This window comes from Metabacillus sp. Hm71 (assembly GCF_051842955.2).
Classification (GTDB): Bacteria; Bacillota; Bacilli; order Bacillales; family Bacillaceae; genus Metabacillus.
The window spans coordinates 1,754,862-1,781,251 of sequence record NZ_CM200278.1 but is presented as its reverse complement, the minus strand read 5'-3'; the positions used below and the strand labels follow the sequence as shown (position 1 = coordinate 1,781,251).

General features: G+C 38.7%; 26 protein-coding genes. 5 read left to right on the top strand and 21 right to left on the bottom strand.

What is annotated here, in order from left to right; translation table 11 throughout:
• Window positions 1-70: 70 nt before the first annotated feature.
• Entirely contained in the window at window positions 71-913 is an 843-nt protein-coding gene (locus tag ACSVDH_RS08475) for a helix-turn-helix domain-containing protein (RefSeq protein ID WP_299089641.1), read from the top strand.
• 2 nt (window positions 914-915) lie between these two features.
• Here the strand turns inward: ACSVDH_RS08475 and ACSVDH_RS08470 are convergent, their stop codons facing one another.
• From ACSVDH_RS08470 to ACSVDH_RS08460, 3 genes are all read right to left on the bottom strand, one after another.
• Entirely contained in the window at window positions 916-2,331 is a 1,416-nt protein-coding gene (locus ACSVDH_RS08470) for a HEAT repeat domain-containing protein (RefSeq protein ID WP_439252298.1), read from the bottom strand.
• A 219-nt stretch (window positions 2,332-2,550) separates the two neighbouring features.
• Entirely contained in the window at window positions 2,551-3,492 is a 942-nt protein-coding gene (locus ACSVDH_RS08465; RefSeq protein ID WP_439252297.1) for an aldo/keto reductase, read from the bottom strand.
• A gap of 20 nt (window positions 3,493-3,512) precedes the next feature.
• Window positions 3,513-4,508, bottom strand: coding sequence for a Gfo/Idh/MocA family protein (locus ACSVDH_RS08460; protein WP_299089636.1), 996 nt, complete (start codon window positions 4,506-4,508; stop codon window positions 3,513-3,515).
• A 125-nt stretch (window positions 4,509-4,633) separates the two neighbouring features.
• Between ACSVDH_RS08460 and ACSVDH_RS08455 the strand changes: the two genes are divergently transcribed.
• Window positions 4,634-5,482: an AraC family transcriptional regulator gene (locus tag ACSVDH_RS08455; protein WP_439252296.1), complete on the top strand. Its 849-nt coding sequence runs from the start codon at window positions 4,634-4,636 to the stop codon at window positions 5,480-5,482.
• 192 nt (window positions 5,483-5,674) lie between these two features.
• On the opposite strand, the gene ACSVDH_RS08450 is transcribed toward ACSVDH_RS08455, so the two are convergent.
• Window positions 5,675-6,163, bottom strand: coding sequence for a GyrI-like domain-containing protein (locus ACSVDH_RS08450; RefSeq protein WP_439252295.1), 489 nt, complete (start codon window positions 6,161-6,163; stop codon window positions 5,675-5,677).
• Between the two features lie 262 nt (window positions 6,164-6,425).
• On the opposite strand from ACSVDH_RS08450, the gene ACSVDH_RS08445 reads away from it, so the two are divergent.
• Entirely contained in the window at window positions 6,426-7,283 is an 858-nt protein-coding gene (locus tag ACSVDH_RS08445) for a manganese catalase (RefSeq protein WP_439252294.1), read from the top strand.
• Window positions 7,284-7,370: 87 nt separating this feature from the next.
• On the opposite strand, the gene ACSVDH_RS08440 is transcribed toward ACSVDH_RS08445, so the two are convergent.
• Window positions 7,371-8,384: a phosphotransferase enzyme family protein gene (locus ACSVDH_RS08440; protein ID WP_439252293.1), complete on the bottom strand. Its 1,014-nt coding sequence runs from the start codon at window positions 8,382-8,384 to the stop codon at window positions 7,371-7,373.
• A gap of 208 nt (window positions 8,385-8,592) precedes the next feature.
• Here ACSVDH_RS08440 and hprK point away from each other — a divergent pair, with 208 nt between their 5' ends.
• Window positions 8,593-9,513 carry an HPr(Ser) kinase/phosphatase gene (gene hprK / locus ACSVDH_RS08435; RefSeq protein ID WP_299089631.1) on the top strand — a complete coding sequence of 307 codons (921 nt, stop codon included), beginning with the start codon at window positions 8,593-8,595 and terminating at the stop codon, window positions 9,511-9,513.
• A 56-nt stretch (window positions 9,514-9,569) separates the two neighbouring features.
• Here the strand turns inward: hprK and ybaK are convergent, their stop codons facing one another.
• From ybaK to ACSVDH_RS08390, 9 genes are all read right to left on the bottom strand, one after another.
• A complete protein-coding gene (ybaK, locus tag ACSVDH_RS08430) occupies window positions 9,570-10,040 on the bottom strand; it encodes a Cys-tRNA(Pro) deacylase (protein ID WP_299089630.1) in 471 nt (156 codons plus the stop codon).
• Window positions 10,041-10,063: 23 nt separating this feature from the next.
• Window positions 10,064-10,882, bottom strand: coding sequence for an SPL family radical SAM protein (locus ACSVDH_RS08425; RefSeq protein ID WP_439252292.1), 819 nt, complete (start codon window positions 10,880-10,882; stop codon window positions 10,064-10,066).
• Complete coding sequence (locus ACSVDH_RS08420) at window positions 10,879-11,397, bottom strand: methylated-DNA--[protein]-cysteine S-methyltransferase (RefSeq protein ID WP_439252291.1); 519 nt, start codon at window positions 11,395-11,397, stop codon at window positions 10,879-10,881. Before ACSVDH_RS08420 ends, ACSVDH_RS08425 begins: the two co-directional genes overlap by 4 nt.
• A 584-nt stretch (window positions 11,398-11,981) precedes the next feature.
• Complete coding sequence (locus ACSVDH_RS08415) at window positions 11,982-12,785, bottom strand: arylamine N-acetyltransferase family protein (RefSeq protein ID WP_439252290.1); 804 nt, start codon at window positions 12,783-12,785, stop codon at window positions 11,982-11,984.
• A gap of 144 nt (window positions 12,786-12,929) precedes the next feature.
• Complete coding sequence (locus tag ACSVDH_RS08410; RefSeq protein ID WP_439252289.1) at window positions 12,930-13,826, bottom strand: fumarylacetoacetate hydrolase family protein; 897 nt, start codon at window positions 13,824-13,826, stop codon at window positions 12,930-12,932.
• Window positions 13,827-13,994: 168 nt separating this feature from the next.
• Window positions 13,995-14,768, bottom strand: a complete 774-nt coding sequence (locus tag ACSVDH_RS08405) for an SDR family NAD(P)-dependent oxidoreductase (RefSeq protein WP_439252288.1) — start codon at window positions 14,766-14,768, stop codon at window positions 13,995-13,997.
• 25 nt (window positions 14,769-14,793) lie between these two features.
• Window positions 14,794-15,588: an SDR family NAD(P)-dependent oxidoreductase gene (locus tag ACSVDH_RS08400; protein ID WP_299089623.1), complete on the bottom strand. Its 795-nt coding sequence runs from the start codon at window positions 15,586-15,588 to the stop codon at window positions 14,794-14,796.
• Window positions 15,589-15,606: 18 nt separating this feature from the next.
• Entirely contained in the window at window positions 15,607-16,767 is a 1,161-nt protein-coding gene (locus ACSVDH_RS08395) for a UxaA family hydrolase (protein ID WP_439252287.1), read from the bottom strand.
• On the bottom strand, window positions 16,764-17,102 hold the full coding sequence (locus tag ACSVDH_RS08390) for a UxaA family hydrolase (RefSeq protein WP_439252286.1): 339 nt from the start codon (window positions 17,100-17,102) through the stop codon (window positions 16,764-16,766). Before ACSVDH_RS08390 ends, ACSVDH_RS08395 begins: the two co-directional genes overlap by 4 nt.
• Window positions 17,103-17,249: 147 nt before the next feature.
• On the opposite strand from ACSVDH_RS08390, the gene ACSVDH_RS08385 reads away from it, so the two are divergent.
• Window positions 17,250-18,119, top strand: coding sequence for an AraC family transcriptional regulator (locus ACSVDH_RS08385; RefSeq protein ID WP_439252285.1), 870 nt, complete (start codon window positions 17,250-17,252; stop codon window positions 18,117-18,119).
• A 181-nt stretch (window positions 18,120-18,300) separates the two neighbouring features.
• Here the strand turns inward: ACSVDH_RS08385 and gsiB are convergent, their stop codons facing one another.
• From gsiB to ACSVDH_RS08350, 7 genes are all read right to left on the bottom strand, one after another.
• Window positions 18,301-18,690: a glucose starvation-inducible protein GsiB gene (gene gsiB / locus ACSVDH_RS08380; RefSeq protein ID WP_439252284.1), complete on the bottom strand. Its 390-nt coding sequence runs from the start codon at window positions 18,688-18,690 to the stop codon at window positions 18,301-18,303.
• A 158-nt stretch (window positions 18,691-18,848) separates the two neighbouring features.
• Complete coding sequence (locus tag ACSVDH_RS08375; protein ID WP_439252283.1) at window positions 18,849-19,487, bottom strand: cysteine hydrolase family protein; 639 nt, start codon at window positions 19,485-19,487, stop codon at window positions 18,849-18,851.
• A 140-nt stretch (window positions 19,488-19,627) separates the two neighbouring features.
• Entirely contained in the window at window positions 19,628-20,635 is a 1,008-nt protein-coding gene (locus ACSVDH_RS08370) for a L,D-transpeptidase family protein (RefSeq protein ID WP_439252282.1), read from the bottom strand.
• A 163-nt stretch (window positions 20,636-20,798) separates the two neighbouring features.
• On the bottom strand, window positions 20,799-21,422 hold the full coding sequence (locus ACSVDH_RS08365) for an SGNH/GDSL hydrolase family protein (RefSeq protein WP_439252281.1): 624 nt from the start codon (window positions 21,420-21,422) through the stop codon (window positions 20,799-20,801).
• Window positions 21,423-21,514: 92 nt separating this feature from the next.
• Window positions 21,515-22,348 (bottom strand): amidohydrolase family protein, encoded by an 834-nt coding sequence (locus ACSVDH_RS08360; RefSeq protein ID WP_439252280.1) that lies wholly within the window; start codon window positions 22,346-22,348, stop codon window positions 21,515-21,517.
• Window positions 22,349-22,463: 115 nt separating this feature from the next.
• Window positions 22,464-23,480 (bottom strand): zinc-binding alcohol dehydrogenase family protein, encoded by a 1,017-nt coding sequence (locus ACSVDH_RS08355; protein ID WP_439252279.1) that lies wholly within the window; start codon window positions 23,478-23,480, stop codon window positions 22,464-22,466.
• A 207-nt stretch (window positions 23,481-23,687) separates the two neighbouring features.
• A complete protein-coding gene (locus ACSVDH_RS08350; protein WP_439252278.1) occupies window positions 23,688-26,084 on the bottom strand; it encodes a glycoside hydrolase family 95 protein in 2,397 nt (798 codons plus the stop codon).
• Window positions 26,085-26,390: the final 306 nt, after the last annotated feature.

The following is a 26,390-nucleotide window of genomic DNA, read 5'->3' as shown; positions in this document are numbered from 1 at the left end:
CATTAATGAGTCCCTTATTCGGATTTTTCTATTTTTGCAAGAATTAATAGAAAGAGAGTGGTAGAATCAGATGGAAAATCGGGCAGGAACATTTTTAGGGAAAAATCTCGCAAATGTACAATTGGATGTTTCCATTGCGGCTTATACAAAGGTCCCTAAATCTTGGCGTGATGAAAATTATACAACTGATTTTAATAAGCTTTATTACATCATGGAAGGTGAAGGTTTCGTCAAAGTAAATCATGAGACGTTTTATCCTAAAGCTGGTGAGCTTTATTTACTGCCTTCGGGCTCTGTTCAATCATATGGAACAATAAGCGACAATACGTTCGGAAAATATTGGTGCCATTTCACTGCGAAAATCGGTGATTTTCATTTATTTCAACTAATGAAGACACCCGTTTTTATCAAGCCGGAAGAATTTGAACTAGAAGAAAAATTCCAGCAACTTATTTCGTACATGCATAGTGATCGCCTTTCTAGCACCTTCCGTGTTCATTCCATCCTGCTCGAAATCATTGCCGTATTCCTTGAGAAAAGCCAGACGATTCATTTTAAAATGAATGCATCCCCTTCATTTGATAAAATGGATGTCATTTTAACCTATATTGAAGAGCATTTGGATGGAAATTTATCTGTGGAATCTCTTGCACAAATGGCTAATTTCCATCCAAATTATTTTATTTCCGTTTTTAAGAATTTTACTGGTTCTTCGCCGATTCAATACATAAACCGCAGAAAAATTGAAAAAGCAAAGGAGTTACTTATCGTTAGTGAACGAAATGTCTCATCAATTTCCGATTCAGTAGGGATGGAGCTTTCCTATTTTTCAAGAGTATTTAAAGAACTTACAGGACTTTCTCCAACTTCATTTCGTGAATTATCAGCAAAATCACGTATCAATCCGAAGTAGATTTACGGATAAAACGTATTTGCCGGTGTCGTAGTCGGGCACCATCTTGAATTAAATAAAAACGTAATCAACGCTTTGTTTGCTTGCTCTGTCCCAATATAACGAAGAGCTTCTGCTGCATGAGCACGTACATACCGGTTTTCATCCTGCAAAGCGATTTCCAATTGAGGAACTGCCGGGTCTGCTGATGCACCAATTCTTGATAACGAAAGACCTGCCATAAAGCGAACCTGTGCATCCTCATCTTGTAAACAACAGATTAATCCGTCGACAGCATCCTTAACCGGACTGCCGATCATTCCAAGTGCTTCAGCAATCGATCTGCGAACGATCACCGAAGCATTTTCTAGTAATCGGTTCAGAGCAGGAACGGCTTCAGCAGCCTGATGTCTCTGTTCACTAAGAGCAAAAATCGCGCGCACTACTGTTGTGGTTCTGCTATGATCCAATGCTTGGATTAAACCTGGAATTGCTTCTTTTCCTGCAATCGATAACCCATAAGCAGCGAGCCGCGACACATTGCTATTATCATGCTGCAAGGATGATAACAGGCTTTGGACACCAGCTTTCCCACAACATGCAAGCTCATAAGCAGCATTCAATGCAACTGGTTCAAATTCATCCTCTAACAAACTTAGCTTATTTTCGATCAAATCGGACGAACATGTTGCAGTTGATGCCATGCTGCCAATTTTCCCTGATAACCAATTCCAAGTTTCTTCCCACATTACGTTATGCTGGGCAAATAATGCGCTAGTTGATTCAGGAAGCTTCCACGCGCCTTCAACATTGTTCCAGCTTGGCTTTGTTGGTGCTTTTGTGCGCATAAACTCAAACTTAAGCATAAATCGCGGGTTTCCAAGTGTGTTTGGTGTGGCACGATGCCAAATATCATAGTGTATTAAAGCAAATGTACCTGCATCTCCACATGCTAATACCTCTTGATCCAATTCATCAGACTCAAAGACGCGGGAGTCGTAATTTTGGGTACCAGGCAGGATACCGGTAGGACCCAATTCCGCTGGTGTATCCTGTGGAAAATACATAATCATTGCCCACCACGGATGATGGTTCCGCATGCGGTTATAGCCCCAATAACTGTCCTTATGCCAACCTCCTGGCACTGATGAGGCATTATAATGACCATGTCGATGGGCATGCAGCATATAATCAGGCCCGAGAACACTTGTCAGTGCTCCCGTAATAACCGGATGTTCAAATACTCTTTGCAGCTCTGTTACTCTTGGTAATAAGTTATTTCCTGGATTCCCCTCTTCCTCATACACTTTCAATAACTGTTCATTTAATCTTTCATGGAATTCATTAGAAAAATCGGTTTTTAAAACGAGAAAACCATCTGTTATAAATCTTCTCATCTGCTCATCTGTTAATAAAAGCGGATTGTTTTCACCAGCCATCCCTTTATTGCCTCCTTTAACATACATTGAAGTTTCACGATTATTATAAAAGAGGCAAAATTGGAAAAACATAGAGAAAATTCATTTACATTTGTACAAAACTAAGGTGTTTTTTTGCCTAAATGTTCTCCATAAAAAAATCAGGTATTAAACCATAAGAGTCATTTTCTCTTTGATTTAGTACCTGATTGTTTAAAAGGTATAGAGAGTTAAAGATTACTAACTAACACTTTTTTCAACATGCTCCAACCAGTTGATTTCATCTTCTGTCAACACAATTTTTGAGCCTTCATAACATGATTGTAATTCCTCCTCATTTTGTGCACCAATAAGAGCACAAGTAGGAAACGGTTGATTCAATACATATGCCAGCGCGATTTGAATTGTTGTAACTCCCTTCTCTTTCGCTAATTGTTCTGCGCGGCGAAGGCGTTCCCAGTTCTCATCACTATAAAATACACGAACAAGATCTTCATTGCTTCGATCTTCTGGTGTAAAGCGGCCGGTAAAGAAGCCTCTTGCTTGGGAAGACCAGGATAGAATCGGCAGCTGGTGTTCTTTATGCCATGCACAATCAGAGGCATCAGCTGAAACACAGCCCGCCCAGAAAGGTTCTTTTGCTTTCGCTAAACTTAGATTAGGACTGCTGAAGGTGAAGCCAACAAGTCCATTTTCTGCTGCGTATTCATTTGCCTCCTGCAAGCGTTGCACTGTCCAATTGGATCCGCCAATTGCTTTGATGCGCCCTGCTTTAATATGTTCATTTAAAGCATCGATAATGATACTGACTGGTACATTAGGATCATCACGATGCAATGCATATAAATCAATATAATCTGTTCCAAGGCGCTCTAAGCTCTCAAATAGATCTTTAGAAATGGCCTCCGGATTAACACGTGGACCATTTTGATCATGATGTGCTCCTTTTGTAAGAATGACAACATCTTCACGATTATTACGATCCTTCATCCATTGGCCAATTGCCACTTCACTTTCTCCGCCACAGTAGATATAAGCGGTATCAATGGTATTGCCGCCTATTGCAAAATAACGATCTAATACACTGCATACTCTTTCATAAACACTTGGTCTAAAATAGTCGGACCCTTGAATAAGAGTCGTTACCGGTTTATCTAATCCTGGAATCTTAATTGTTTTCATTACTCATTCCTCCTAGATTATTAGATTTCAACACGACGGCGTTCTTTTGCCGATGTTAAACATGCATCAAGAACCTTCATATTCGAAATGGCATCTGTTGCTGGAAAAGGAAGAGGCTCACCAGTCAAAATGCTTTTCCCTAATGCATCTGCTTGTAAGGAATATTGATTCAAACGAGGAACTTCAACCTCTCTCTTTCCGTCTTTTGATATAACATAAAAGTTGTCTGATTGATCTTGATTAACAACAAATGCTGAAGGAACCTCGATACGGCCTTCTGTACCAAGAATTTCAAGCGTATTTCTAAAGGCTGCCCACATCCCGCAATCAAATGTAAGAGCGACGCCATTGTCGAACTCAAGGATGCCGGATGCCATCATATCTACATGATCATGTTCTTCAGAAAAAAAGGCGTGGACAGTGGCAGCTTGAGGTTCCTGGCCAAGCAGCATCCGTGCTGCACTAATTGGATAAACCCCTACATCATACAGCGAGCCACCGCCCCATTCTTGTTTATAGCGAACATTTCCTTTAGCTTTTGCATTGTTAAAGGTAAAGGTTCCGTGGATGCCGCGGAGCTCTCCAATTTCTCCTGATTGGATTACTTCTTGAATCATCATATAACGAGGGTGATAACGGTACATAAATGCTTCTGCAAAAACAACGCCCGCTTTTTCACATGCTGCAACCATTTCGTCAGCTTCACTAGCATTGATCGCTAATGGTTTTTCACATAATACATGTTTTCCTGCTTCAGCTGCACGAATTGTCCATTCTTTATGTAAGTGGTTTGGCAGCGGAATGTAAACGCCATCAATATTTGGATCAGCAAGTAACTCTTCATAACTTCCATAGGCTGTTGGTATCTTCAATTCTTCTGCAGTTTGTTGTGCTTTTTCTAGTCCGCGACTAGCAATCGCAGAAACTTCTCCTGTTTCAGACTGTTGAATTCCAGGGATAACGGCCCGCTTAGCAATACTTGCTGAACCCATGATCCCCCAACGAATCTTTTTCATTCCGTTCCTCTCCTTTTTAGTCTTAGTTAATACTATATTGTCATTATATAAGACTAAGATTAAAATAAAAATAAAATCTTATTGCTCTATATATGAAACAATTTTGCTATGAAAGAGTGATCGCTTTGCATAGACAATATTTACTGCCTACATTAAATGACCATGAATATATGATTCTTCCTGAATCAATCGGCTGGTACTATGATGCACCTGAGCATGATGTCGATCGTAAGGTAGGTACATTGAATAATTTTAGTATCCATTTTGTTCTATCAGGAACGGGGTTTGTGGAAGCCGATGGAAAGCAATATGTATTAAAACGGGGGGACGCTTTTTTGTACTTCCCAATGCAAGAACAGCGATACTATAGCAGCAAGAATGATCCATGGAATATTCGCTGGGTTCATTTTTATGGGAGTATCCTTAATCAGTTTTTATCGGAGAAAGGTTTTCATTGTTATTCACTTTGGAATGTGAAGCATATAAAACCGGTAGAAGATGCCCACGAGAAACTACTTTTAGAAGCAGAGAAAAATAGTTTTCTCCATCTGTCTCGCTTGTCCACTCTTACCTATACGTTTTTGATGGAATTCATTACAAACGTGGTGCCAAGAACTTCTGATCGAAGACAAGAGCTCGATGATCGGATTCAGCCTCTGCTTCCATTAATGCAAAGAAAGGCTTGCGAGCCATTTGAATTAGATTATTGGGCAGAGCAAGCAGGTGTGAGTACTTATTATTTCTGCCGTTTATTTAAACGGGCTACGCAAATGACACCGATGGCTTTTATTACGTTATGCCGGCTTCAGATGAGCAAGCAATGGCTGTTGGACAATAAGGAAATGACGATAAAGGATATTGCTTTAAAGGCGGGGTATCCAAGTATTAGCTATTTTAATAAACGCTTCCTTGAACAAGAAGGAATGACACCGACTGAATATCGGAAGCTTTTTCATCATAAAACACTGGAGTAAAGTGTGTAGTATGTCTTGAAAACCTAATGAACCCTTTAATTGCCAGATGCAATGCGGCTTGTCAGGAATTTCGTTGACTTCCATTCCTGACAAGCTAGACGCTGGCCGTTTACATACTCGGACGCCTCTTGCTTCTGGCGGATATCGAAGCAAAGAATAAATGCTTATACTTACTATATTTTATCAAAATATTTATCTCGTTATAATAGGAATGAAGATATCCAAATGCGGCTGCTTTGAATCATGGTCTTTCGGGTATCTTTCATGTTTTATCGGTAACGGATCATAATATGTTATACCTGGCTCTACGAATGGTTCATAGTTACTTTCTTTAAACCATTGAGAAATACTTTGATAGGTTTGACCGATATCTTGATCCTTTTTGTGATGTGTTAAGAAGTAAGTCATTTTCGGTATATATATTTCTGTCATGCCATCAGGAAGTTGTTGATCTTCACTAACCTCATAAGCTGAATAATGCACAAAGCCATCAGGTCTTAGATGATAGGATAGTCCTAATTGAACGTCTGGATTGATAGCATAATCTAATTCTCCAACTCTAGTACTCATGCTTGTTATGAGATTTTTTAAAGATCCAATTTCTGTATACGAACCGCTCCACTTTAATCCCACTCCCCGATATGCAGGCAGCTCCACAATATCATATTCGAAGTTTTGCAAATTTAATTCCCACCTTCATTATTCAAGTATCACTCTTACCATTCTCCTTTATTTTTATGAACTCCTTTTGTTTCAATGAAATAATAAAAAAAATGCCAAAATGATCAGCCTATACGCCATACTAATTTCCTTCATTTTTTATTGCTTCCTATTAGTTCTTTCTCCTTAAATTCTTCTAATTTGTTTGATAGCAACCAATAAGGGTAATAGAAGATCGAAGTTGAAAATATCTATAAATTCAAATTCATAGGAGGAGATTCGTTTGTTTCGACATCAAAAAGAATTGCAGTTTGAAGTTAAGGTTGAGCGCCCAGATCCCATGCTTGCCCGTCAAGTACAAGAAGTATTAGGGGGACAGTTTGGAGAAATGACTGTTATGATGCAATATCTTTTCCAAGGGTTTAACTGCCGCGGGGAAGAAAAATATAAGGATATGCTCATGGATATTGGTACAGAAGAAATTGGCCATGTGGAAATGCTCTGTTCCCTAATTTCTCAATTGCTAGATAGTGCATCTCCTGAGGATCAAGCAGAAGCAGCAAAGGATCCTGTAACAGCTTCTATTATGGGAGGAATAAATCCCCAGCACATGCTTGTTAGCGGGCTAGGCGGATTGCCTACCAGCTCAACTGGTGTTCCATGGAATGGCTCGTATATCGTAGCAAGCGGAAATTTATTAGCAGATATGCGTTCAAATCTTCATGCAGAATCACAAGGTAGACTTCAAGTAGCAAGGTTATACCACATGACCAATGATGAGGGTGTACGAGCAACTTTCCGTAAAATGCTGGCACGGGACCGATACCATCAATATCAGTGGCTGGCAGCCATTGAGGAGCTTGAAAATAAAAACGGTGTTGTTGTTCCAGCTTCGTTTCCACCAGAGGCGGAAAAAGAAGCTCAGGAAGAAGCATATAAATTCTGGGATTTATCAGAGGGTGAAGCCTCTAGTGAAGGCCTTTGGGCAACTGGAAGTGCTCCAGACGGAACAGGCCATTTTGAATATATAGCTAACCCGATAGCAAAAGGACAGATTCCTACATCGAAAATTCCTGCAGCCGAACTTCACCATGATCTCGATTACCAGAAGGTAACTGAAGATGAATGGAAGCGAAAATAAAGAACATCCCATAATAAAAGGCTGGCAAAACCATTATAAGGTTTAATGCCAGCCATTATTAGATTTTATTCCTTTTCCTTAACTCTATTATATTTCCTTTAGAAGTATCTTCAAGTCCAAATCAATAATAGCACGATTTTCAATTATTCTCTGTTCGATGTGTTGAACGGTTTCGATTAATTGTTTATCTGCACTTTTCAAATCGAATTTTTTATAAAAGAAGCTATATAAAGTTAAATCCCTTAATTTTAAAAATAGCGGGATTGTTTCATAATCATGGAGTGTTAGTTGATTTTCTGTCTCATACCCTTTTAGAAAAGCCCTCATAAAGCTCGCAGCAAATTCTTTAAGGTCTTTTTCACCTTCACGTTCTAAACCCCAGATCAAATAATACAAAGGTATCGCCAAATCACTAGCAAACCAATGATATGAACAATCATCAAAATCAAAAACATAGATCTTTCCTTCATAATAATGAAAATTTCCGTGATGAATATCAGAATGGATCAAACCAAAATTATCCTGATGAACAGGAAGGGCATGCACTTGCTTTAGGATGAATTCCTGTTGGCGAACAACCTGTTCCGGAGCATCGATATGATACTGTTTTACATGTAATAATTCTTCTTCATACCAATCAAGCCTCTTATATTCGGAGTTTGGCTTATAGCTTTTTGTTTTCTGATGCAGCTTTCCTATTGTTTTTCCCCATGCAAAAAATAACTCTTCGTTTACTTGTTCATCCTTTATTTTTATCTGAACACCTGGAGCTTTTTCAAACAAACAACAATAAAAGTTTGTCCCATCAAGCCCCTTTACAATTTCAACTAAATTATTTTCACGTGAAGCAATCACTCTAGGAATCTTTATTCCATTGTTTTGTAAGTATTCGATCCACTTTAACTCAGCAAGTACCTGTTCTTTTGGTCGATGTGATTGATGTGTCATTCTTAAAATATAAGGTGTCTCATCCCGATAAACCTCAAATACATAATTCTCTGCTTCACCTAGTTTTTTAAAACGATTAGAATTGATTCCAAAAAAATTTCCGGCTATTTCTATCATTTTATTCGAAAATATTTTTTCAACCGCTGCTTCCATTTTCTTGCCTCCAATTATTTACGATAAAATTGTTCAATTTTTATGCAAAGGAAGATATTTACTAGAAATCATACAGATGTTAAAGTACGATTATACTATCAAATTTTTCCGTAGTTTATGAAAGATTCTATCTAAACGAAATAAAATCCTCCTTTTCCATGTTTTTGTAAAAATTAGAAAGTTATTAACGAGGGAGAGTTCCATAAAGGTGAAATTATTAACAGTTGAAAATTTAGTTAAAACGTTTTCATTAAAAGTATTAGCTGGAGAAGATAAACTCCAACAACCAATTACACAATCACGGTCACATCGTCCGGGTTTGGAATTCGTCGGTCACTTTGACTTTTTTCCAACTGAACGGGTTCAAATTCTTGGCAGAAAAGAAATTACCTATTTACATAAGTTAAGCATTGAAGAACGTCAGCTGCGAATAGGAAATATCGTCAAATACCACCCACCATGTTTTATCGTGACTGCCGGGCAAGAAGGGCTAACGTATTTAACTCAATACTGTAAAGAAGAGAGAATTCCTTTGTTATGCACAAATGAGCCTCAAACGACTTCTGAGTTTATTTCAAGGCTTGATGCTTATATGGTCAAAACACTTGCCCCAGAAATCGCCATTCACGGAGTATGTGTCAATGTATATGGAATTGGCATCTTACTTCGAGGAAAATCTGGCGTAGGGAAAAGCGAAACGGCACACACTTTGATAGGAAGAGGTCACAGGCTGATTGCAGATGATATTGTCGTGTTGAAAAAGCTCAGTCCAAGAACCATACTCGGTACCCATGATGGGAAAACAAAAGAATTTCTTGCACTGCGCAGTATTGGTTTGTTGAATGTGGTCCGTTTATATGGAAGAAAAGCTTTTCAGGATGAAACAAGGATCGCACTCGATATAGAACTGACAAAATGGCAAAAAAATTCGCTTAATAATGAATTAGAACACGAACCAAAATTCACAGAATATATGGGGGTGCAAATTCCTCATATTGAAATTCAACTCCAGCCAGGACGTGATGTAGCGGGATTAATTGAAGCGGCTGCAAATAATTGGCTTCTAAAACAGCAGGGATACAGTGCTGCAGAGGAGTTTATGAGACGGCTTGAATCTGATTCAAGCTGATCTCATTTTTCCTCTTTTATATTGATAATTAGGAGAATTAACTTTTTTTCATGATATTATTTTGTTAATTCTACAATTTTTGCACCTACACAATCGACAAGAAGCTCAGGTTCAATTTCGATTTGCATCCCTATCTTTCCTGCACTTACAATCAGTTTATCTACCTGGCTTGCACTGCTATCAATAAATGTCGGATAGTTTTTTTTCATGCCGATAGGCGAACAACCGCCGCGAATATATCCCGTCCATTTTTGTAGTTCCTTTACTGGAAGCATTTCAAGCTTTTTTTCACCTGCGGCTTTGGCAGCTTTTTTTAAATCAAGCTCCTCAGCTACAGGAATAACAAAGATGTAGAGGTTTTTTTCTCTATGAGCCACTAAGGTTTTAAAAACCGTTTCCATTGCTCTATTTATTTTTTCTGCGACAGCCGTTCCATGTATTAACCCATCTTGTGCATCATAGGTTAAAATATCGTATTTTATTTTTTTCCCATCTAGAATTCTCATTGCATTCGTTTTACTGCTCATTTTGTTCACTTTTTCCTTTCCTTTTACGGCTCAAATCCTCGCTGACTTACATATAATTGATCTTCTGGGAATACACGCGCTAGCCTATCATATACTTTTTTATATGCAATAGGACCATACCATTCTTCTAAGGCTAGTGTCTCATAAATCGCTTGAATTCCAAGCCTTTTTGTGCGCTTTCCGCCGCTGCCATCTCCCATAAAATAATCATCAATACAGACTCGATTAACAACAGACTTTAACGTTTCAGGAAAAGCTTCACTACTTGGCAGAACTGGGGCAATGGCTGCTTGTGTCGGTATCCTTGCCCCTCTTAATAACTCTAATGTTTTTAATCTAGCAGCAATTGGAGGAGCATCAGGAGTAAACTTCCTTCGGATCGTTTCGGAATCGGTTTCAATAGTCATACTTACCCGGACTTTCTCCTTTAAGGCTTGAAGCAAATCGATATCCCTGCGAACAAGCGGACTTCTTGTCTGCACTAGCAAGAAATCCGGCTGATCCTCTGCCATAACTTCCAGTAAAGAACGTGTTACTTTTTCCTTATGTTCGATTGGCTGATAGGGATCTGTGCTTGATGACATAAAAATTGTAACCTTTCCTTTTTCTTTCGCTCTTTGCAGCTCCTTCTTTAGTATGCGGGCAGCACCCTTTTTGACGTCAACCCACTTTCCCCATTCACCTTCTCTAAATAGCGATACAGGCATTTGCCGCACATAGCAATACGAACAAGCAAACGAACAGCCTGTATACGGATTTAATGAATGAGTATAACCAGCAAGAAAGCCCGTCCCTTTATTAAGAAGCGTTTTCGGATTTTTATAGAAAAGTTCATGTTTCATCGTTGGTTTTCAAGCTCCAGAAGCATTGTCTTCATTTCCAATCCGCCGCGATAACCGGTAAGCTTGCCATTTTTCCCAACAACTCGATGGCAGGGAATAGTGATTAACACTGGATTCGCTCCAATTGCAGCTCCCACTGCACGAACAGCAGCTGGTTTATTAATTGCCTGTGCAATCTCTGAATAGACTCTGGTTTCTCCAAATGGAATCTCACTAAGGGCATTCCACACAGCCATTTGAAAATCTGTTCTATGATAATCAAAAGAGATTGCAAAGCTCGTTCGTTCCCCTTCAAAATACTCAATGAGCTCCTTTGCATAAGGCTTAAGCTTCTCCTGATCTTCTATCACAAGGCTTCCTGGGAATCGTTTATCTGTCCATGCAATTAATTCGTCCTTCGGCATATTTTGTGAGCCTACGTAGCACAATCCTTTCTCTGTTGCCGCAAGATAGATGTTCCAATGTTTATGATTGAGCAATGACCAATAAATAGTAGGCTTCGTGTCGATTTTCACGTTTCATTGCCTCCTTTTAATCTCTCAAGAAAATTGCGTAGTGATTGTCCGGTCAATTATGCGTTGGCCTTCAAATATCACCCTACCCTTAGATTATATCCTCTTTTGGGGGATAATGCTCTTATCTTTGAACTTATAACAGGTTACAAGGTACCAGAGAGGTACGGCTTTATATGGGAATCGTATTAATATCGTCCTGGTTGACAAAGCTAGTGCTAAAATTAAAGAGTAAAGAGGATTTAGGATTGCACCTCTCGACTCCTAAAAAGGATCTTACCTTATCGCGGCAAGATCTGCTTTTCTTTATCGTTTCAGGAAATTATAAATTTCATTGAACTGTGGATAAGCACTGCGACATCCAGCTCCGAAGCACAGGATGTGCAAGTGCAGTCAGTGCGACAGGACGTCGCGTTTTTGACTGCCAGCGCCTATCGCCTATCAAACTTCAGATCATCTCCCTACGATAAGTCAACAGCGGTTCGCTTCGCTTACCGTGTTTCCTTTATCTCAGTCAATGCTCCTCCAGTTTGTACGGCGATGACCAAGGCGCTTGCGCTTTTGTTCTCATATTATTTTTCATTATGTTAATTAATCTTTTCCATATTATTTAATACGATTCCAAAATAATCACGTAACGCTTCTGCATATTCTTTTTTCGTATTCGGGGTGAATGTACGAACATCATCTTCTGTAAAAATGCGAAATTCATTTCCAGCTATCGTATTCCTTCCCTCATTTGTTCGAATTGCTGCCATTGCAGCTTGGGTAAAGATCGATTCAGGAGCATTCTCACACCAATATGAGGTTGTGATAAAATCAATTGCCAGCTGAGGTTCTTCAGAAAAAGAATAGAGCCAATTCCATTTTCCCTGCCTTTGCTCACAAAGAATCCAGCCATATGTGGAATCCCGCTTTAGTTTATAAAACTCGCTGCCTTGTCCCTGCACCAAATTCTCTATCATTTTAATTGGCCTTCTCGGAGCAACACCACCTACACCAACGTCACATAGATACCTCTCCCCTTCTGCCTCAACAAGTAATACATGATGTCTCCGCATTGGCGGAGGATTTGGTTCATCACGCCAAAATCTGGCAAAGCAATCAATGACTTGGTAGCCTAGCTCTTTTAATAACCAACCAAACAAAGCATTTAATTCAAAGCAATATCCACCCCGTCTGCGAATAACAATTTTGTCATATAAATCTTGAATTTCTAATGATAATGGTATTTTTTCCAATATATCAAAATTCTCATACGGTACGGTATGAACATGGCATTCCTGCAAACTTTCAAGTACTGCTGAGCTGGGATCTACAGAACCATCATAACCAATTCTATTCAGGTACCCGTGAATTTCTGTCTTTATTTCAGCTTGATTATGCTTCACTTATATCAGTCCCTCTTAAAAATTATGATTCTTTTTAAAAAAGGGTTGTTATTCATCTTAGATGAAAAGCATATCTAATTGATTTAATCATTCAATCAGCGAAATCTTTTCAAATATATCGGCCAATTGCTTTAGTTTCTTCTATTATTTTTCTTGTACAAATGTATTGGTTAATATACCTAATTTTTCAATTTCAACTGTGACTTCGTCTCCAGGCTGTATATATACTTGCTTTTCAACAGGGTAACCTAAAACAACGCCTTCTGGGGTACCTGTTAAGATCACATCCCCTGGTGTAAGTGTCATATGCTGTGATATGTAACTAACAATTTCATCTACGTAAAAGATCATATCTGACGTATTTGAATCTTGGCGGACTTCACCATTTACATACGTTTTTAATTGAAGGTTGTTAGGATCCCCCACTTCATCCGCTGTTACGAGATATGGCCCCATCGGACTGAAATCATCACAGGTCTTGCCAAGCAGCCATTGAGGTGTTCTTAATTGTAAGTCACGTGCTGATAGGTCATTGACTGTGCAATAGCCGAATATATAATCCAATGCTTCATCTTTGCTTACATATTTTGCTTTTTTTCCAATAACGACACCCAACTCTACTTCGTAATCTAATTGTTCGGTTACTTTTGGAACAGCAATTTCTCTTTTATGGCCAGTTAATGTATTATTAAATTTATTAAATAAAATCGGCACTTCCGGATATGGAGCATTTGTTTCATCCGCATGCTTGCGATAGTTTAATCCGACACAAATGATTTTATTCGGTTGTGTGACACATGGTCCCCATTGAATTTCTTCTTCATTTTTTAGATATGCAGCATCATTCGATACTGAAAGAGTAGAAATATAATCTTCTAATTGAGAAACAGCTTCCTGACCGCCTGCAATAATTTCCATCACATTTGGTTGAATTTGATCATTTGGTTTTTCACTTAAGGCTGCTTCAACGTCGATGATTCCTTTCTGAATTTTTACACCTAATGCTTCCTTACCTTCTTTTATTAACGTTACGAGTTTCATAGAAATTTCCTCCTCATTTTATTACGATAATCTGTGTGTCTTTTAAATCAGGCAATTGGAAGTCACCAATTGCTTCTAATCTGTCCTCTGACCTCAAGAGCCGAAACAACTTTTGAAAACCTTTCTTGTATTCGGGCAAAAACATTTTCAAAAAATAACACTATTTATTTATGCATCCTTGCCAAATACAACACCGCCATCAATATAAAGCGGAGAGCCCATCATAAACCTTGATTCATCTGATGCTAGGAAAAGAGCTGCATAAGCCACATCCTCAGGTCTGCCTAAATCACCGCTTAATTGACGGGTCTTAATCTTTTCGATTGCTTCTTCCGGATTTTCATAAGATTGCTTTAAATAATTTTCTACAAAAGGAGTTAAGATGGTTCCTGGTAAGATCGCGTTTACACGAATATTGTAAGCAGCATAGTCAACCTGCATTGATTTCGTTAAGGCTAATATCGCACCTTTTGTGGTTGAATAGGATGCACGGTCAGCTAGTCCCATTTCGGCAATGCATGAAGACATATTAATAATGGAACCTTTCTTTTGTTCCATCATATGCGGGAGTACAAATTTGCTTGGCAGCATGACGCCATTGATGTTTACATTGATTGTTTTGTTCCACGCATCTAAATCTACTTCATGAAGCTTGCCGACTCCACTAATCCCAGCATTATTAAACAATACATCAATACGTCCATATTTGGTTAGTACTTCGTCGACCATTACTTTAACAGAGCTTGCATCTGTAACATCGGCTTGAATGAAATAGGCATCGCCATTTGCTTCTTGGATTTCGGCTACCGTTTCTTTGCCGCTCTCAGCATTTAAATCATTAACAATAACAGATGCTCCTTCTTTTGCAAAAAGTAAAGCTGTACATTTACCAATACCTGATCCGGCACCTGTAATCAGGATCACTTTATCTATCAATCTCATATTCTTTTATCCCCTCCTTCGTAGGTTAATGCTCCAAATGATCATCTGGCTGTGCCGCTTTAACTGTTAAGCCGCCGTCAACCATTAATAAATGGCCATTAATTTGTTCCGCTTCATCTGAAGCTAAAAACACGACTGCATCTCCGATTTGCTTTGCTGTTCCCAACCGTTTCATCGGGTTTGCTTCAATTTCTTGTCGGCGGATTTCCGGGTCAGCAAGAAAATCGGTACACATATCTGTATCAATCGTGCTTGGTCCCACTGCATTTACATTGATGTTATATTTCCCTAGCTCGATCGCCATCCCCTTTGTTAGCATATGACCGGCTGCTTTCGATGCTTGATAATGCGGTATGACTGGACTTGTTACCATTAGGCTGGCAGTTGATAATATGTTAATGATTTTCCCATTGCGCTTAGGAATCATCCGTTTGGCAGCTAATTGAGATGTAAGGAATATCCCTTTTACATTTGTATTGAATGTACGGTCCCATGTTTCTTCTGTTACTTGCATAAACGGCTCAAAAGGGGCAATTCCAGCGTTATTAACCAGGATTTCAATTTCGCCAAGCTGCTCCTCTACAGCAATGATCATAGCTTCTACATCCTGCTTCTTGCCAACATCGGCTTTTATCACCATGGCTTTCCTGCCAAGCTCTTCTACCTTTTTCTGAACTGCTATTGCCTGTTCTCTTAGACTATCAGTGTAATAATTGATAGCTACATCTGCTCCTTCTTCAGCCAATCTCATGACGATCGCCTCTCCGATGCCACGGTTACCTCCTGTAACTAAAGAAATCTTATTTAGTAAGCGCTTCAATTTTATTCCACTCCTTCCCTACAAACTGATGCCAATTCTGCTGATACTAAATTCTTGATGACCTAAAATCTCTGCTTTTGTTAGTTGCCCAGATGCTACGCTGACAATTTCGTCAAATATCCTTTCCCCGGCTTGATGAAGCGTTTCCTTCCCTTGTAAAACAGGACTTGTATCAACATCAATATTGTCTGCCATTCGCTTCGCCATTACTTCGTTCCCGGAAATCTTGATAACCGGAACAATCGGATTCCCAGTCGGTGTCCCTCTGCCGGTTGTAAAGCATACAAGCTGAATGCCGCCCGCTGCCATCCCTGTGACACATTCAATATCATTTCCTGGCGAGTCCATAAAATAGAAACCTTTGCTTGGCACCTCGCTGGCAAAATCAATGACACCTTGTAATGGAGCTGTACCAGCTTTACTTATACATCCTAATGATTTCTCCTCAATACTTGATAATCCTCCTTCAATATTTCCAGGACTAGGATTTCCGCCCCTCATATCAACCCCCATACGTTCGATTTCGGCTTCAAATTTAGCAATTGAATCATATAGCTTTTTCTTCACCTCTTCATTTACCGCTTTTTCAGCTAAAAGATGTTCCGCACCGATAATTTCAGTTGTTTCCCCCATGACGATGCTTCCGCCCTGTTTAATAATCAGATCCGATGTCACTCCTAAGGCAGGATTGCTGCATAACCCCGATGTGGCATCAGATCCGCCGCATTTTACTCCAACAATTAGCTCTGAAAGAGAAATATCTTCATGTGGAATTTTTGCTATTTTTACTGAAAGTTCTTTTGCCAATTCTGTTCCTTTTTTTATAGTATTGACAGAACCTCCCTCGTCTTGAATATCAATCCATATCACCGGCTTTCCCGTCTCAGCAATTTCATCTCTAATTTGCTCAGCATTCATAACCTCACAGCCAAGGCTTACAATTAAAACGGCACCAACATTCGGATTTTTTCCCATCCCAACAAGAACCTTATGTGTCCTTTCTTTATCCTCACCTACCTGGCTGCAGCCATGCTGATGCGGAATCGCTACCGATCCTGGGACCTGCTGTTGGATGCGAGTTACGACTTGATTGGCACAGATCACTGTCGGCATTAGCAGCAGATGATTACGGATCCCTACTTTCCCATCTGGTCTGCGATATCCTTTGATCATGGTCATATTTTCAACTCTCCTTTTTCATGAAATGATTGATCTCCGCGGCCGCGAACACCGATTAGGTTATGTACATGAACATGCTCTCCTTCTTCAATGACTGCTGCAGCAACGCCAATTGACTCTCCATATTTAAGGATTGTTTCCCCAATTTCTATTCTTTTTAGAGCTAGTTTATGACCGAAGGCTACATCTTGTTTAGCTGTTAATGTACATATACGGTCTTCGATTTGAAATGATAGTACCTCACCTTTACTGACCGGGCGCAGCAATGTGACAACGCTATCATTTCGATTCATCACAATACATGAGATTCCTTCAGCAAATGATTTCACATCCATATCTTTTTCTTCCTTTCAATCGAAAGTTATTCCTTATTTATCAGTCTATCAGCAGTATATTGTTATAAAAATTGCCAAAATTGACTTCTTTGTATCAAATTTTGATATATTATAGAAATAAGAGTATGAGTGAGGTGTTCGTTAAAAATGATGCCAATTCGAAAACAATTTGAATCTGAAAAATCATTTCCTTTCCAAATGGTTTATAAACAAACGAAAGGACTTCAGCATGAACTGCCTGAGCATACTCATGAATGGTTAGAAATTGTGATGATTCATGAAGGAAAAGGGACATTTTTCATTGATCAAACGTTTTATGATTTACAGAAAGATGACCTGATCATTATTCCAAGTAATACGATCCACCGTGGCATACCAGATAAGGGTCATTCCCTCACATCAACTGCTATTTTCTTTAGTCCCGCCCTACTAAATCATTCTATTTTTGGAAAGAGTTTTTTATATTTGAAGATTTTTGAGGAATCAAAGAAAGAGAAGAATTATAAATACTCATTAGAATCAAACCATCTCCTTCAATTAAAAGAATATATCGATACGCTTATGAATGAAGTGGAGACAGAAAACCCGGACCAAGTGAATGCCATCCTTTTATGGTTGCATGTGACATTGCTTCATCTAAATCGACATTGCCTTACCTGGAAAAGAAGAGTTACTAACCAAGTCTCCTCTTTCGGTCCCGAATGGTTTAAAGCAGCATTAATTTATATTGATCAACATTTAAACTCGAATTTAGATTTAAATTCACTCTCAACACGGTTTTCCGTTTCAGCTGCTCATTTTAGCCGTGTCTTTAAACAGCTGATTGGCATTAATGTGACTGATTATATTGCTATGAAACGGATTTTATTAGCAAAGGACCTTCTTAATAGTGGTAATGAAAAGATTTCAATAGTTGCAGAACAATGTGGATTTACGAGTATGCCCCATTTCTTTCGAACATTTAAGAAGCTGACCTCGATGACACCATCGGAGTATCGTAAGAAGATGAGTATGTAAAAACATAATGCGGCTGTCTCAGTTTCCTTAAACACAAACTATAAAGGACCATATGAAATCCCTTATATTATGGTTTACTTTAGAGGCAAATTGAGACAGCCGCAATAGCTATTTTTTATAAGAAAAGGTTTTTCAACCTTTTAATAGGAGATAACTAGAAAGTCAAAGATTTGAAAAGCAATTATTTGTTATCACGTTGTTTCGCACGTGATTTTCCACCCTTTTCACCAATTTCTTGGTAAAACTCTTTATCATGATTTTCGGATGTAGCCTCTCCACCTTTTTTCCCGATCTCTTGATAGAATTCCTTGTCATGATTTTCGGATGTGGCTTCTCCGCCCTTTTGTCCTATCTCTTGATAGAATTCCTTGTCATGATTTTCAGATGTGGCTTCTCCGCCCTTTTGTCCTATCTCTTGATAGAATTCCTTATCATGATTTTTTGAAGTGGCTTCCCCACCTTTTCTGCCAATCTCTTGATAAAATTCCTTATCATGATTTTTTGAAGTAGCTTCTCCACCTTTACGACCTGCTTCTTCTAACGTCATTTTTCGATCATTATCTTTTGCCATTATTAATTCCTCCTTGATTATTTTTGTAATGATAAAAAGCTTGTCCTCTCGAACATATAGAAAATATAACCGTCTTGTTCTATGTTAAAACCTCTTTTTTTAAATATTTTAAAATAGGTATCTCAACCAACCCTTGACAAATCTACTAAACAATAAAATTAATGTCTTTGCAGATGCAGATCTGAGGGAGAGGAATGGATCAACTTTTTCAAATCTAGTTTCGTTGATGGTGTGGTATCAGCATGCAAGAGCCTCTTCATTTTTTCTAAAGCGTAGGTATGATCATCTATTTTCTCAGAAGCAACACAATCTTCAGGTACATAAATTTGGTAGTTTCGCATATACGCATCATTTGCCGTAAACAGGACACAAATATCTGTCTGTAAGCCAGTGAGAATTAATCTCTGTGCTTTTAAAGATGCAAGAAGCGTTTCCAATGTTGTTGAAAAAAAGCCGGAGTGCTTTGGCTTTATAACAAAATAATCGTCTTTTTCCGGTTTAAGTAACTCGGCAACTTCCTTTCCAATGCTTTCATTACGTAATGAGGTACTCACAATTTGTGCTCTTTCAGAGGTCCATTTCCCATAATTATCATTAATATAAATAACAGGTATCCCCATTTTCTTTACTCTTTCCTTCAAGATTAGTAATTTCTTTGCCATTGGTAATGCGTTTTTTACTAATTCTTTCCCGCCATCAAAATTCATATCATTGATGACATCAATCATCAATAAGACGGTATAAGACAAATCAGGAGCACTTCCGTTTAAGGTGTTATTTGTCTGTAGATTTTCCATGGTTCTCCTCCCCTGTTCTTACATTTTTCTTTTATCTCATGCCTTATTCCCGCTTTACACAACAGTAAAACAAGCCCTATATGTCTTCTTCAAAAAAAGGAAAGACTGCCAGGTTTCCTGGCAGCCTATAGGTTTTTCGTTTATTTTCTTAATTCTTTTTTAGTAACCGTTCCAACTATGCCATCTGCTACAAGACCGTGCGCCTTTTGAAATTGATGCACTGCTCGTTCTGTGTTTGCTCCAAATATTCCATCGACGCCTTTTGTATTATACCCTTTAGCAGTAAGAATACGTTGCAACTCCTTTACAGCGGCGCCTCTATCCCCTCTTTTTAAACTGCCGCTCTTGAATAAGTCTGAACCCGCTGAAGAAGAAGGCGATGTTGGCTTCGTCACTGTTGTGCCACCTAGCGCTTTTCTCGTTGCAGGACCGGCAATCCCATCTACTACTAGATGTCGTGCTCTTTGAAATTGGCGAACTGCTTTGTCTGTATTTGAACCAAATATTCCATCGATCCCTTTTGTGTTAAAACCTAATGCCGTAAGCTTTCTTTGCAGGTCTGCAACAGATGGCCCTCTGTCCCCTTTTTTCAGAATGGACCCATTTGCCGTAACTGGAACTGAACCTTCAGTAACCTTGTATCCGTAAGAAACGGCTATCGAATCAAAGGATTTTCCAGAAGTAACAATAATAACTGGCGTATTAACAGGTACTTGATTGTACAGCCATTCCACCTCATTATCATACATTCGTACACAGCCGCTGCTCACATAACCGCCAATTGAGCTTGGATTATTGTTTCCGTGAATTGCATAAGTGGTACCCCATGTGCCTCTGGCATTTATTCCAAGCCATCTGTTGCCAAGTGGATTACGCGGATCCCCGCCTGGAATCCCCCCTGTGTAATAGGGTCTATTTTTAATCTTGTTGACGATTTTAAATTTTCCCTCTGGTGTTAAAGATTGACTTCTTCCCGTTCCTACCTTAAATACTTTTTTTAGCTGATTATTTTCATAATAAGCAAGCTGATTAGTTGCCTTATTGATGATAATAAATTTGTTGCCTGCTGCAGAGCTGGAAGAGATCTTTCCAATACTAAAAAACATAAGAATGGCCATTAAAAAAAGTAAAAAACATTTTTTAATCAATGCTGTTCCCCCCTAAGTTGTCGATACAATTAATTAGACGGCATGATATAAAAAAATGTTTTATGTTTTTTTGAATTTTTTGGAAACAATTTCCGACCATTTTCTTATAAAAACGCAAAAAAAGCGGCTGACTCTTCATTTAAGTCAGCCACTAATTTTTTACTTATTTTAAAAGCTCTTCAACAGTTCGAAGCCACGTAGTTGCCATTAGCATATTCCCAGCTGAATTCATATGAACACCGTCTGTTGTAAGTTTATATGTACTTTCAGATTGTAAATACTCGATAAATGCTTTATGAGTTGGAATGAGTGTCGCCTCAAATGCTTTAGCAAGTTGATGGACAATTTCCACATAGTCCTTTAACAGTTTATTTCCTGTTGAGTTAACATCCTCAGCAATAATCGTTGGTTCCATTAAAAGAATGTGTGCATTTGTTTCTTCTTTTACTATTGTTAAAAGTTCTTTGTACACGCTAGAGAACTTTTCAGGAAGTACTTGCTCAATTTCAGGACGATCAAGTTGTCTCCAAACATCATTTATTCCTATTGAAATGGAAACATAATCAGGTTGGTGGTCAATAACGTCTGTTTGCCATCTTGCAGCCAAGTCCGTGACTCTGTTTCCGCCTATACCTGTATTAACAATTTGATAGTTAGCAGAAGGGTAGGTTGTGATTAAATAATCATGGATAAGTCTTACATACCCATTTCCTAATCCCTCTTGGTCTTCTCGTCTGCCGCAATCTGTAATACTATCGCCAATCAGTAAAATCTTCCTCGTTTTCATATTTATTCTCCTCTTAATATTGTATTTCATTTCTAAGTAAATTAATTTTACATCTATTCATGAAATACCTGCTTCTTTCACTTATTTGGTTTTTATTCTTTAATGGAATAAAATCTGGCACAGTTCTCTCCTAAAATACGATGTTCGGACTCAGGTGCATATTGTTTTACATAATCAAGAACAATCTCCAAAACTGATTCATAATGACCACTGACCGTACAAACCGGCCAATCTGATCCAATCATGATTCTCTCAGGCCCGAATGCTTCAAATACAATATCGAGATAAGCCTTAAAATCTGCTTTTCTCCAATTCTTCCAATCTGCTTCTGTTACCATCCCTGATACTTTTACATAGACGTTTTTGTAATCCGACAGCTTCGTTATATCTTCTTGCCATGGCGACAATACTTCATTTTTTATATCCGGTTTACCGATATGATCTAACACAAAAGGTTGATTCGGAAATGTTTCAACAAGCTGGCGGGCATAAGGAAGATGCTTTGGAAAGAGTAACAGATCATATGTAAGACCAAAGTCATGTAACATACTGATGCCTCTTTGAAAATCTTCCCTTAGCATAAATCGTTCATCTGGTTCATCATGTATGATATGGCGAACTCCTTTAAAATAAGGATTTTCCGCAAATTGCTTCAATTGTTCGCTTATATTAGGCGAGCATAAGTCAACCCAACCAACGACCCCTTTGATAAAGTCGTGTTTCTGTGCTAATTCCAAAAGCCAGCTTGTTTCCTCTAAGCTTTGTCTTGCTTGAACAGCAACTGTACCGTCAAAATGAATGGTTTTTAATAATACGTTAAGATCTTCTGGCAAAAAATCTTGTTTTAATTTTGACATGTCATCGTTAATCCAGCCATATTCCGTTTCATTATAAATCCAAAAATGGTGATGTGCATCGATCTTCATAACGTATTTTCCCCTCACTTCCAAGTTTTTTCCTTTAAGATTTCTATGGTCCTTTTCCCTGGTTTTGTCCTTTAGAAGCTTTCTATCACCCTTTTACAGTTTCTACTCCCCAACTTTATTCTCGTTCAATAATCGCCTTAATCACATTTGACTGCGGTAAAAGCCACTCCGCAAACTGTTCAGTCACCTCGTTAAAAGAGCATCGGTGTGTAATCAAAGCTTCTAAATGAATTTTTTTCGCTTTTACGGCTTCCATTACATTATTAAAATCCTCTTTTATTGCATTTCGACTCGCCATTAGTGTCAGCTCTTTTTTATGAAAATCCGGATCATGGAAGGTAATATCGCCCTTTACCAAGCCGACAAATACTAATGTGCCTCCATGTGCTGCGTATTGAAAAGCTTGATTCATCGATTGCATGTTTCCTGTAGCATCAAAAACAAAACTAGGGAAATCTCCATCCGTTATTTCTGATAACTGATTAATAGGATCATTTTTTGCATTGACTGTTTCATCAACATTTGCCCAACTTCGGCAAAACGCAAGCCTTTCTTCATTAATATCCATTGCGATGACATGTGCTCCACGGTATTTTGCGAAAGCCATAACTCCAAGGCCAATCGGTCCTGCACCGATGACTAAAACCTTATCACCTTCCTTTAAGGATGAACGGCGAACAGCATGGGCACCGATCGACATCGGCTCTAGCATGGCTGCTTCATCTAGTGATATATCATCGGTTTTAATTAAATGGCTGACAGGTACAGCTAATGTTTCACACATGCCGCCATTCTTATGAACCCCAATAACATGAAGTTCTGTACAGCAATTCGTTTTTCCTGTTTTGCAGGCAATGCATTTTCCGCAATGCATGTATGGAATAATCGCAACTTGATCTCCTGTATGGAATCCCCTATCATTTTCTTCGACTTCTTCAATTACTCCTGATAATTCATGTCCTAAAATTCGCGGGTAGGTAAAAAATGGCTGGTTTCCTTTATATGCGTGTATATCTGTGCCGCATATGCCAATCCGCTTTATAGTAATTAATGCCTCTCCGCTTCTTAACTCAGGCTTTTCTGTTTCAATGATTTGTAAGTCATCTGGCTTTTGGCAAATGATTGCTTTCATGTGTATCTCCTCCTAAGATAAAATAATTATCTGGACTCCCCCCCATTTGAAAACCCTTTCAAAATAGTATCATGTATATAAAGATATAAAAATAACTAATCCTGATGTTTTTATACCTTTTGATGATCATTTATAAGTAAAAAAGCAGGCTCGTATGTATAAAATACGTAGCCTGCTATCTAATCACCGAGCTAGTTCAATATTATCCTATAAAGCTGCAGTTTTTATCGGACGAATAGTATAAGATTCTCTTGCTTTAGTTGAAAAAGCAATCAAGCCATTTCCTATATCTTCAGTATCGATCACGCTCTCTCCTGCTCTTACTTCTACAGAATTTTCGATGTTAATAACGCATCTCTCTCCTTTTAAAGAACGGATCACGACTACTTTCAATTGTTTATTCTCCCACTCTATATCTATCTCAAAACTGCCTCGTGCCCTAAGTCCCCGGACATAGCCATTAGGCCATGCATCAGGAAGTGCCGGCAAGAACTGAATGCCCTCTGTATGGGATTGAAGGAGTAATTCAGCAAGCCCGGCCACAAAACCAAAGTTCCCATCAATTTGAAAGGGCGGATGGGCATCAAAAAGGTTTGGATAAACACCGCCTTTGTGATAATTTGTCTTATTTTCCTCATTGACAAGCTGAAGTAAATTTGAAATCAAATCTAGTGCACGATTTCCATCTTTAAATCGAGCCCATAATGCTATCTTCCAAGCAAGGCTCCAGCCCGTTCCTTCATCTCCTCTTCGTAAAAGCGACTGTTTAGCGGCCTCAAATAATTCAGGTGTTTCATGATCAGTAAACTGTCTGCCCGGGTATACACCAAAGAGGTGTGAGACGTGACGATGGTTTATTTCTTGATCCTCCCAATCTTTTATCCATTCCTGAAGCTGACCATATTGACCAATCTGAAGAGGGAAGAGCTTAGATCTTTTTTCTTCTAATTCTTTACAGAATTCTATGTCACAATTTAACTCTTTCGTTGCTTCTATACAGTTTGTGAATAAATCCCATATTAACGTTAGATCCATTGTAGCAGCCATACTAATCGCTGCCAGTTTTCCATTTTCGGTTACAAATTTATGTTCAGGGGATGTTGAAGGCGCTGTCACTAAATACCCAGCTTCATCCTCAATTAACCAATCGATACAAAATATGGCCGCTTTTTTCATAATTGGGTATGCTTTCTCACGTAAAAATTGCTTGTCACGGCTAAAGGCAAAGTGCTCCCATAAATGCTGTGATAGCCACGCTCCCGCCATCGGCCAAAATGTCCAAACCGGATCACCATGTCCATAGGCACCTACTGGAGCAGATTGACGCCAAATATCTGAATTATGATGTGCCGTCCAGCCTCGGCAACCATAATTTATTTCAGCTGTTCTTTCCCCGTTATGGGAAAGCTCCTCTATGAACGTAAGGAATGGTTCATGGCATTCTGCTAGGTTACAGGTTTCAACAGGCCAATAATTCATTTGTGCATTAATATTTAGTGTATAATTACTGCTCCAAGGCGGTTGAAGCATATCATTCCATATGCCTTGTAAATTAGCTGGCTGTGTTCCGGGACGAGAGCTTGTGATCATTAAATATCTACCATAATGAAAAAGCAGCTCCACTAATTTGGGATCCCTTGCTCCATATTGTTCAATCCATTGGTCTGTCGAAATCTCTTCCTTTACCAAAGAAGGACCCAAATCAAGTTCTACACGATTGAAAAGTGAAGTGTAATCCCTTATATGATTTTCTCGAAGTTTTTCAAACGTATGTTTTTTCGCATCTTTCAAGTATTTCATAACAGCTATGGAAGGAGCTTTTCCTTCTTTACGTGGGGATTTATCGTATCCATTGAAACTCGTGGCGGCAGAAAAAAACAGTGTAGCTGCTGTTGCTTGCTTAATCTGCAGACCTTCATCATTAAGCTCGTAAAAACCATCTTCTAATTTAACAGCCAACCTTCCTTCGAATGTAATAGAATTACCAGTTTCCTTTTGAGCATATTGGATTGGCTGAGCATTTTCTCGGAAATAATTCGGATCTACATTCTCCGGGCAAATTCCTTTGAGAATGAGCTCTTCATCTGAACTCTCTGTAACAGACTGAAGCAAGCTATTTAATCTAGCCGTAAAATTAAGCTTCCCCTGTTTATTTGCCTTAAGATGAATAACAATCACTTGATCCTCAAAAGATGAAAACATCTCGCGTGTGTATGTAACATCATCAATCATATACTGTACACGAGCGATGCCATCCTTTAAATCAAGACCGCGTTTATAATCACTTAGTCTCCCAATGTGATCAAATGTTAAAAGCAGATCCCCTAATGGTAAATACGATTGTGTATACGGTCCCATCATTTTCTTAGCCAGTTGATCTGCTTCTACATATTTCCCAGCAAATATTAGTTTTCTCATTTCAGGTAAATACTTTTTGGCTTCTGGATTGTTCCAATTTTTTGGACTTCCTGACCATAATGAATCCTCATTCAATTGCACTCTTTCCAATTCTACCCCGCCAAAAATCATCGCTCCTAGCCGGCCATTTCCGATAGGAAGCGCCTCAGTCCATGATTTCGCACTTGTTTGATAAGTTAATTTCATTTTGTATATCCCCCTTCATTAAAGCAGAATAAGCACCTATATTCTATAACTCTTTCATATTAATAATATCCAAAAATCATTCTTTTGGGTAAACTTCCAAATATTCTACCTTTCTATTTTGATATCTCCCTCGTCATTTTAAAAGGAGCATGCTGTTTAAAGTTCACATTCTAATCGTAAGGCATACTAGCAGCAGAAAAATAACCTGTCCATTAGGTCTGCACCAGCATCTCTAATGGCCAATTATTTCTGTTCCGACCCCATTATGGAAGGAGCCGATGAAGAATAAACCCATCGGCTTTTCAT

Coding starts and splice junctions, on each gene's coding strand:
- gsiB (WP_439252284.1), bottom strand. CDS start 18,690: ATGGCAAAAGATAATGATCGAAAAATGACGTTAGAAGAAGCAGGTCGT.
- ACSVDH_RS08410 (WP_439252289.1), bottom strand. CDS start 13,826: ATGAAACTCGTAACGTTAATAAAAGAAGGTAAGGAAGCATTAGGTGTA.
- ybaK (WP_299089630.1), bottom strand. CDS start 10,040: ATGAGCAGTAAAACGAATGCAATGAGAATTCTAGATGGGAAAAAAATA.
- ACSVDH_RS08460 (WP_299089636.1), bottom strand. CDS start 4,508: ATGAAAAAGATTCGTTGGGGGATCATGGGTTCAGCAAGTATTGCTAAG.
- ACSVDH_RS08365 (WP_439252281.1), bottom strand. CDS start 21,422: ATGAAAACGAGGAAGATTTTACTGATTGGCGATAGTATTACAGATTGC.
- ACSVDH_RS08375 (WP_439252283.1), bottom strand. CDS start 19,487: ATGGAAAATCTACAGACAAATAACACCTTAAACGGAAGTGCTCCTGAT.
- ACSVDH_RS08475 (WP_299089641.1), top strand. CDS start 71: ATGGAAAATCGGGCAGGAACATTTTTAGGGAAAAATCTCGCAAATGTA.
- ACSVDH_RS08470 (WP_439252298.1), bottom strand. CDS start 2,331: ATGGCTGGTGAAAACAATCCGCTTTTATTAACAGATGAGCAGATGAGA.
- ACSVDH_RS08360 (WP_439252280.1), bottom strand. CDS start 22,348: ATGAAGATCGATGCACATCACCATTTTTGGATTTATAATGAAACGGAA.
- ACSVDH_RS08395 (WP_439252287.1), bottom strand. CDS start 16,767: ATGACCATGATCAAAGGATATCGCAGACCAGATGGGAAAGTAGGGATC.
- ACSVDH_RS08390 (WP_439252286.1), bottom strand. CDS start 17,102: ATGGATGTGAAATCATTTGCTGAAGGAATCTCATGTATTGTGATGAAT.
- ACSVDH_RS08350 (WP_439252278.1), bottom strand. CDS start 26,084: ATGAAATTAACTTATCAAACAAGTGCGAAATCATGGACTGAGGCGCTT.
- ACSVDH_RS08465 (WP_439252297.1), bottom strand. CDS start 3,492: ATGAAAACAATTAAGATTCCAGGATTAGATAAACCGGTAACGACTCTT.
- ACSVDH_RS08440 (WP_439252293.1), bottom strand. CDS start 8,384: ATGGAAGCAGCGGTTGAAAAAATATTTTCGAATAAAATGATAGAAATA.
- ACSVDH_RS08355 (WP_439252279.1), bottom strand. CDS start 23,480: ATGAAAGCAATCATTTGCCAAAAGCCAGATGACTTACAAATCATTGAA.
- ACSVDH_RS08405 (WP_439252288.1), bottom strand. CDS start 14,768: ATGAGATTGATAGATAAAGTGATCCTGATTACAGGTGCCGGATCAGGT.
- ACSVDH_RS08425 (WP_439252292.1), bottom strand. CDS start 10,882: ATGAAACATGAACTTTTCTATAAAAATCCGAAAACGCTTCTTAATAAA.
- ACSVDH_RS08385 (WP_439252285.1), top strand. CDS start 17,250: ATGATGCCAATTCGAAAACAATTTGAATCTGAAAAATCATTTCCTTTC.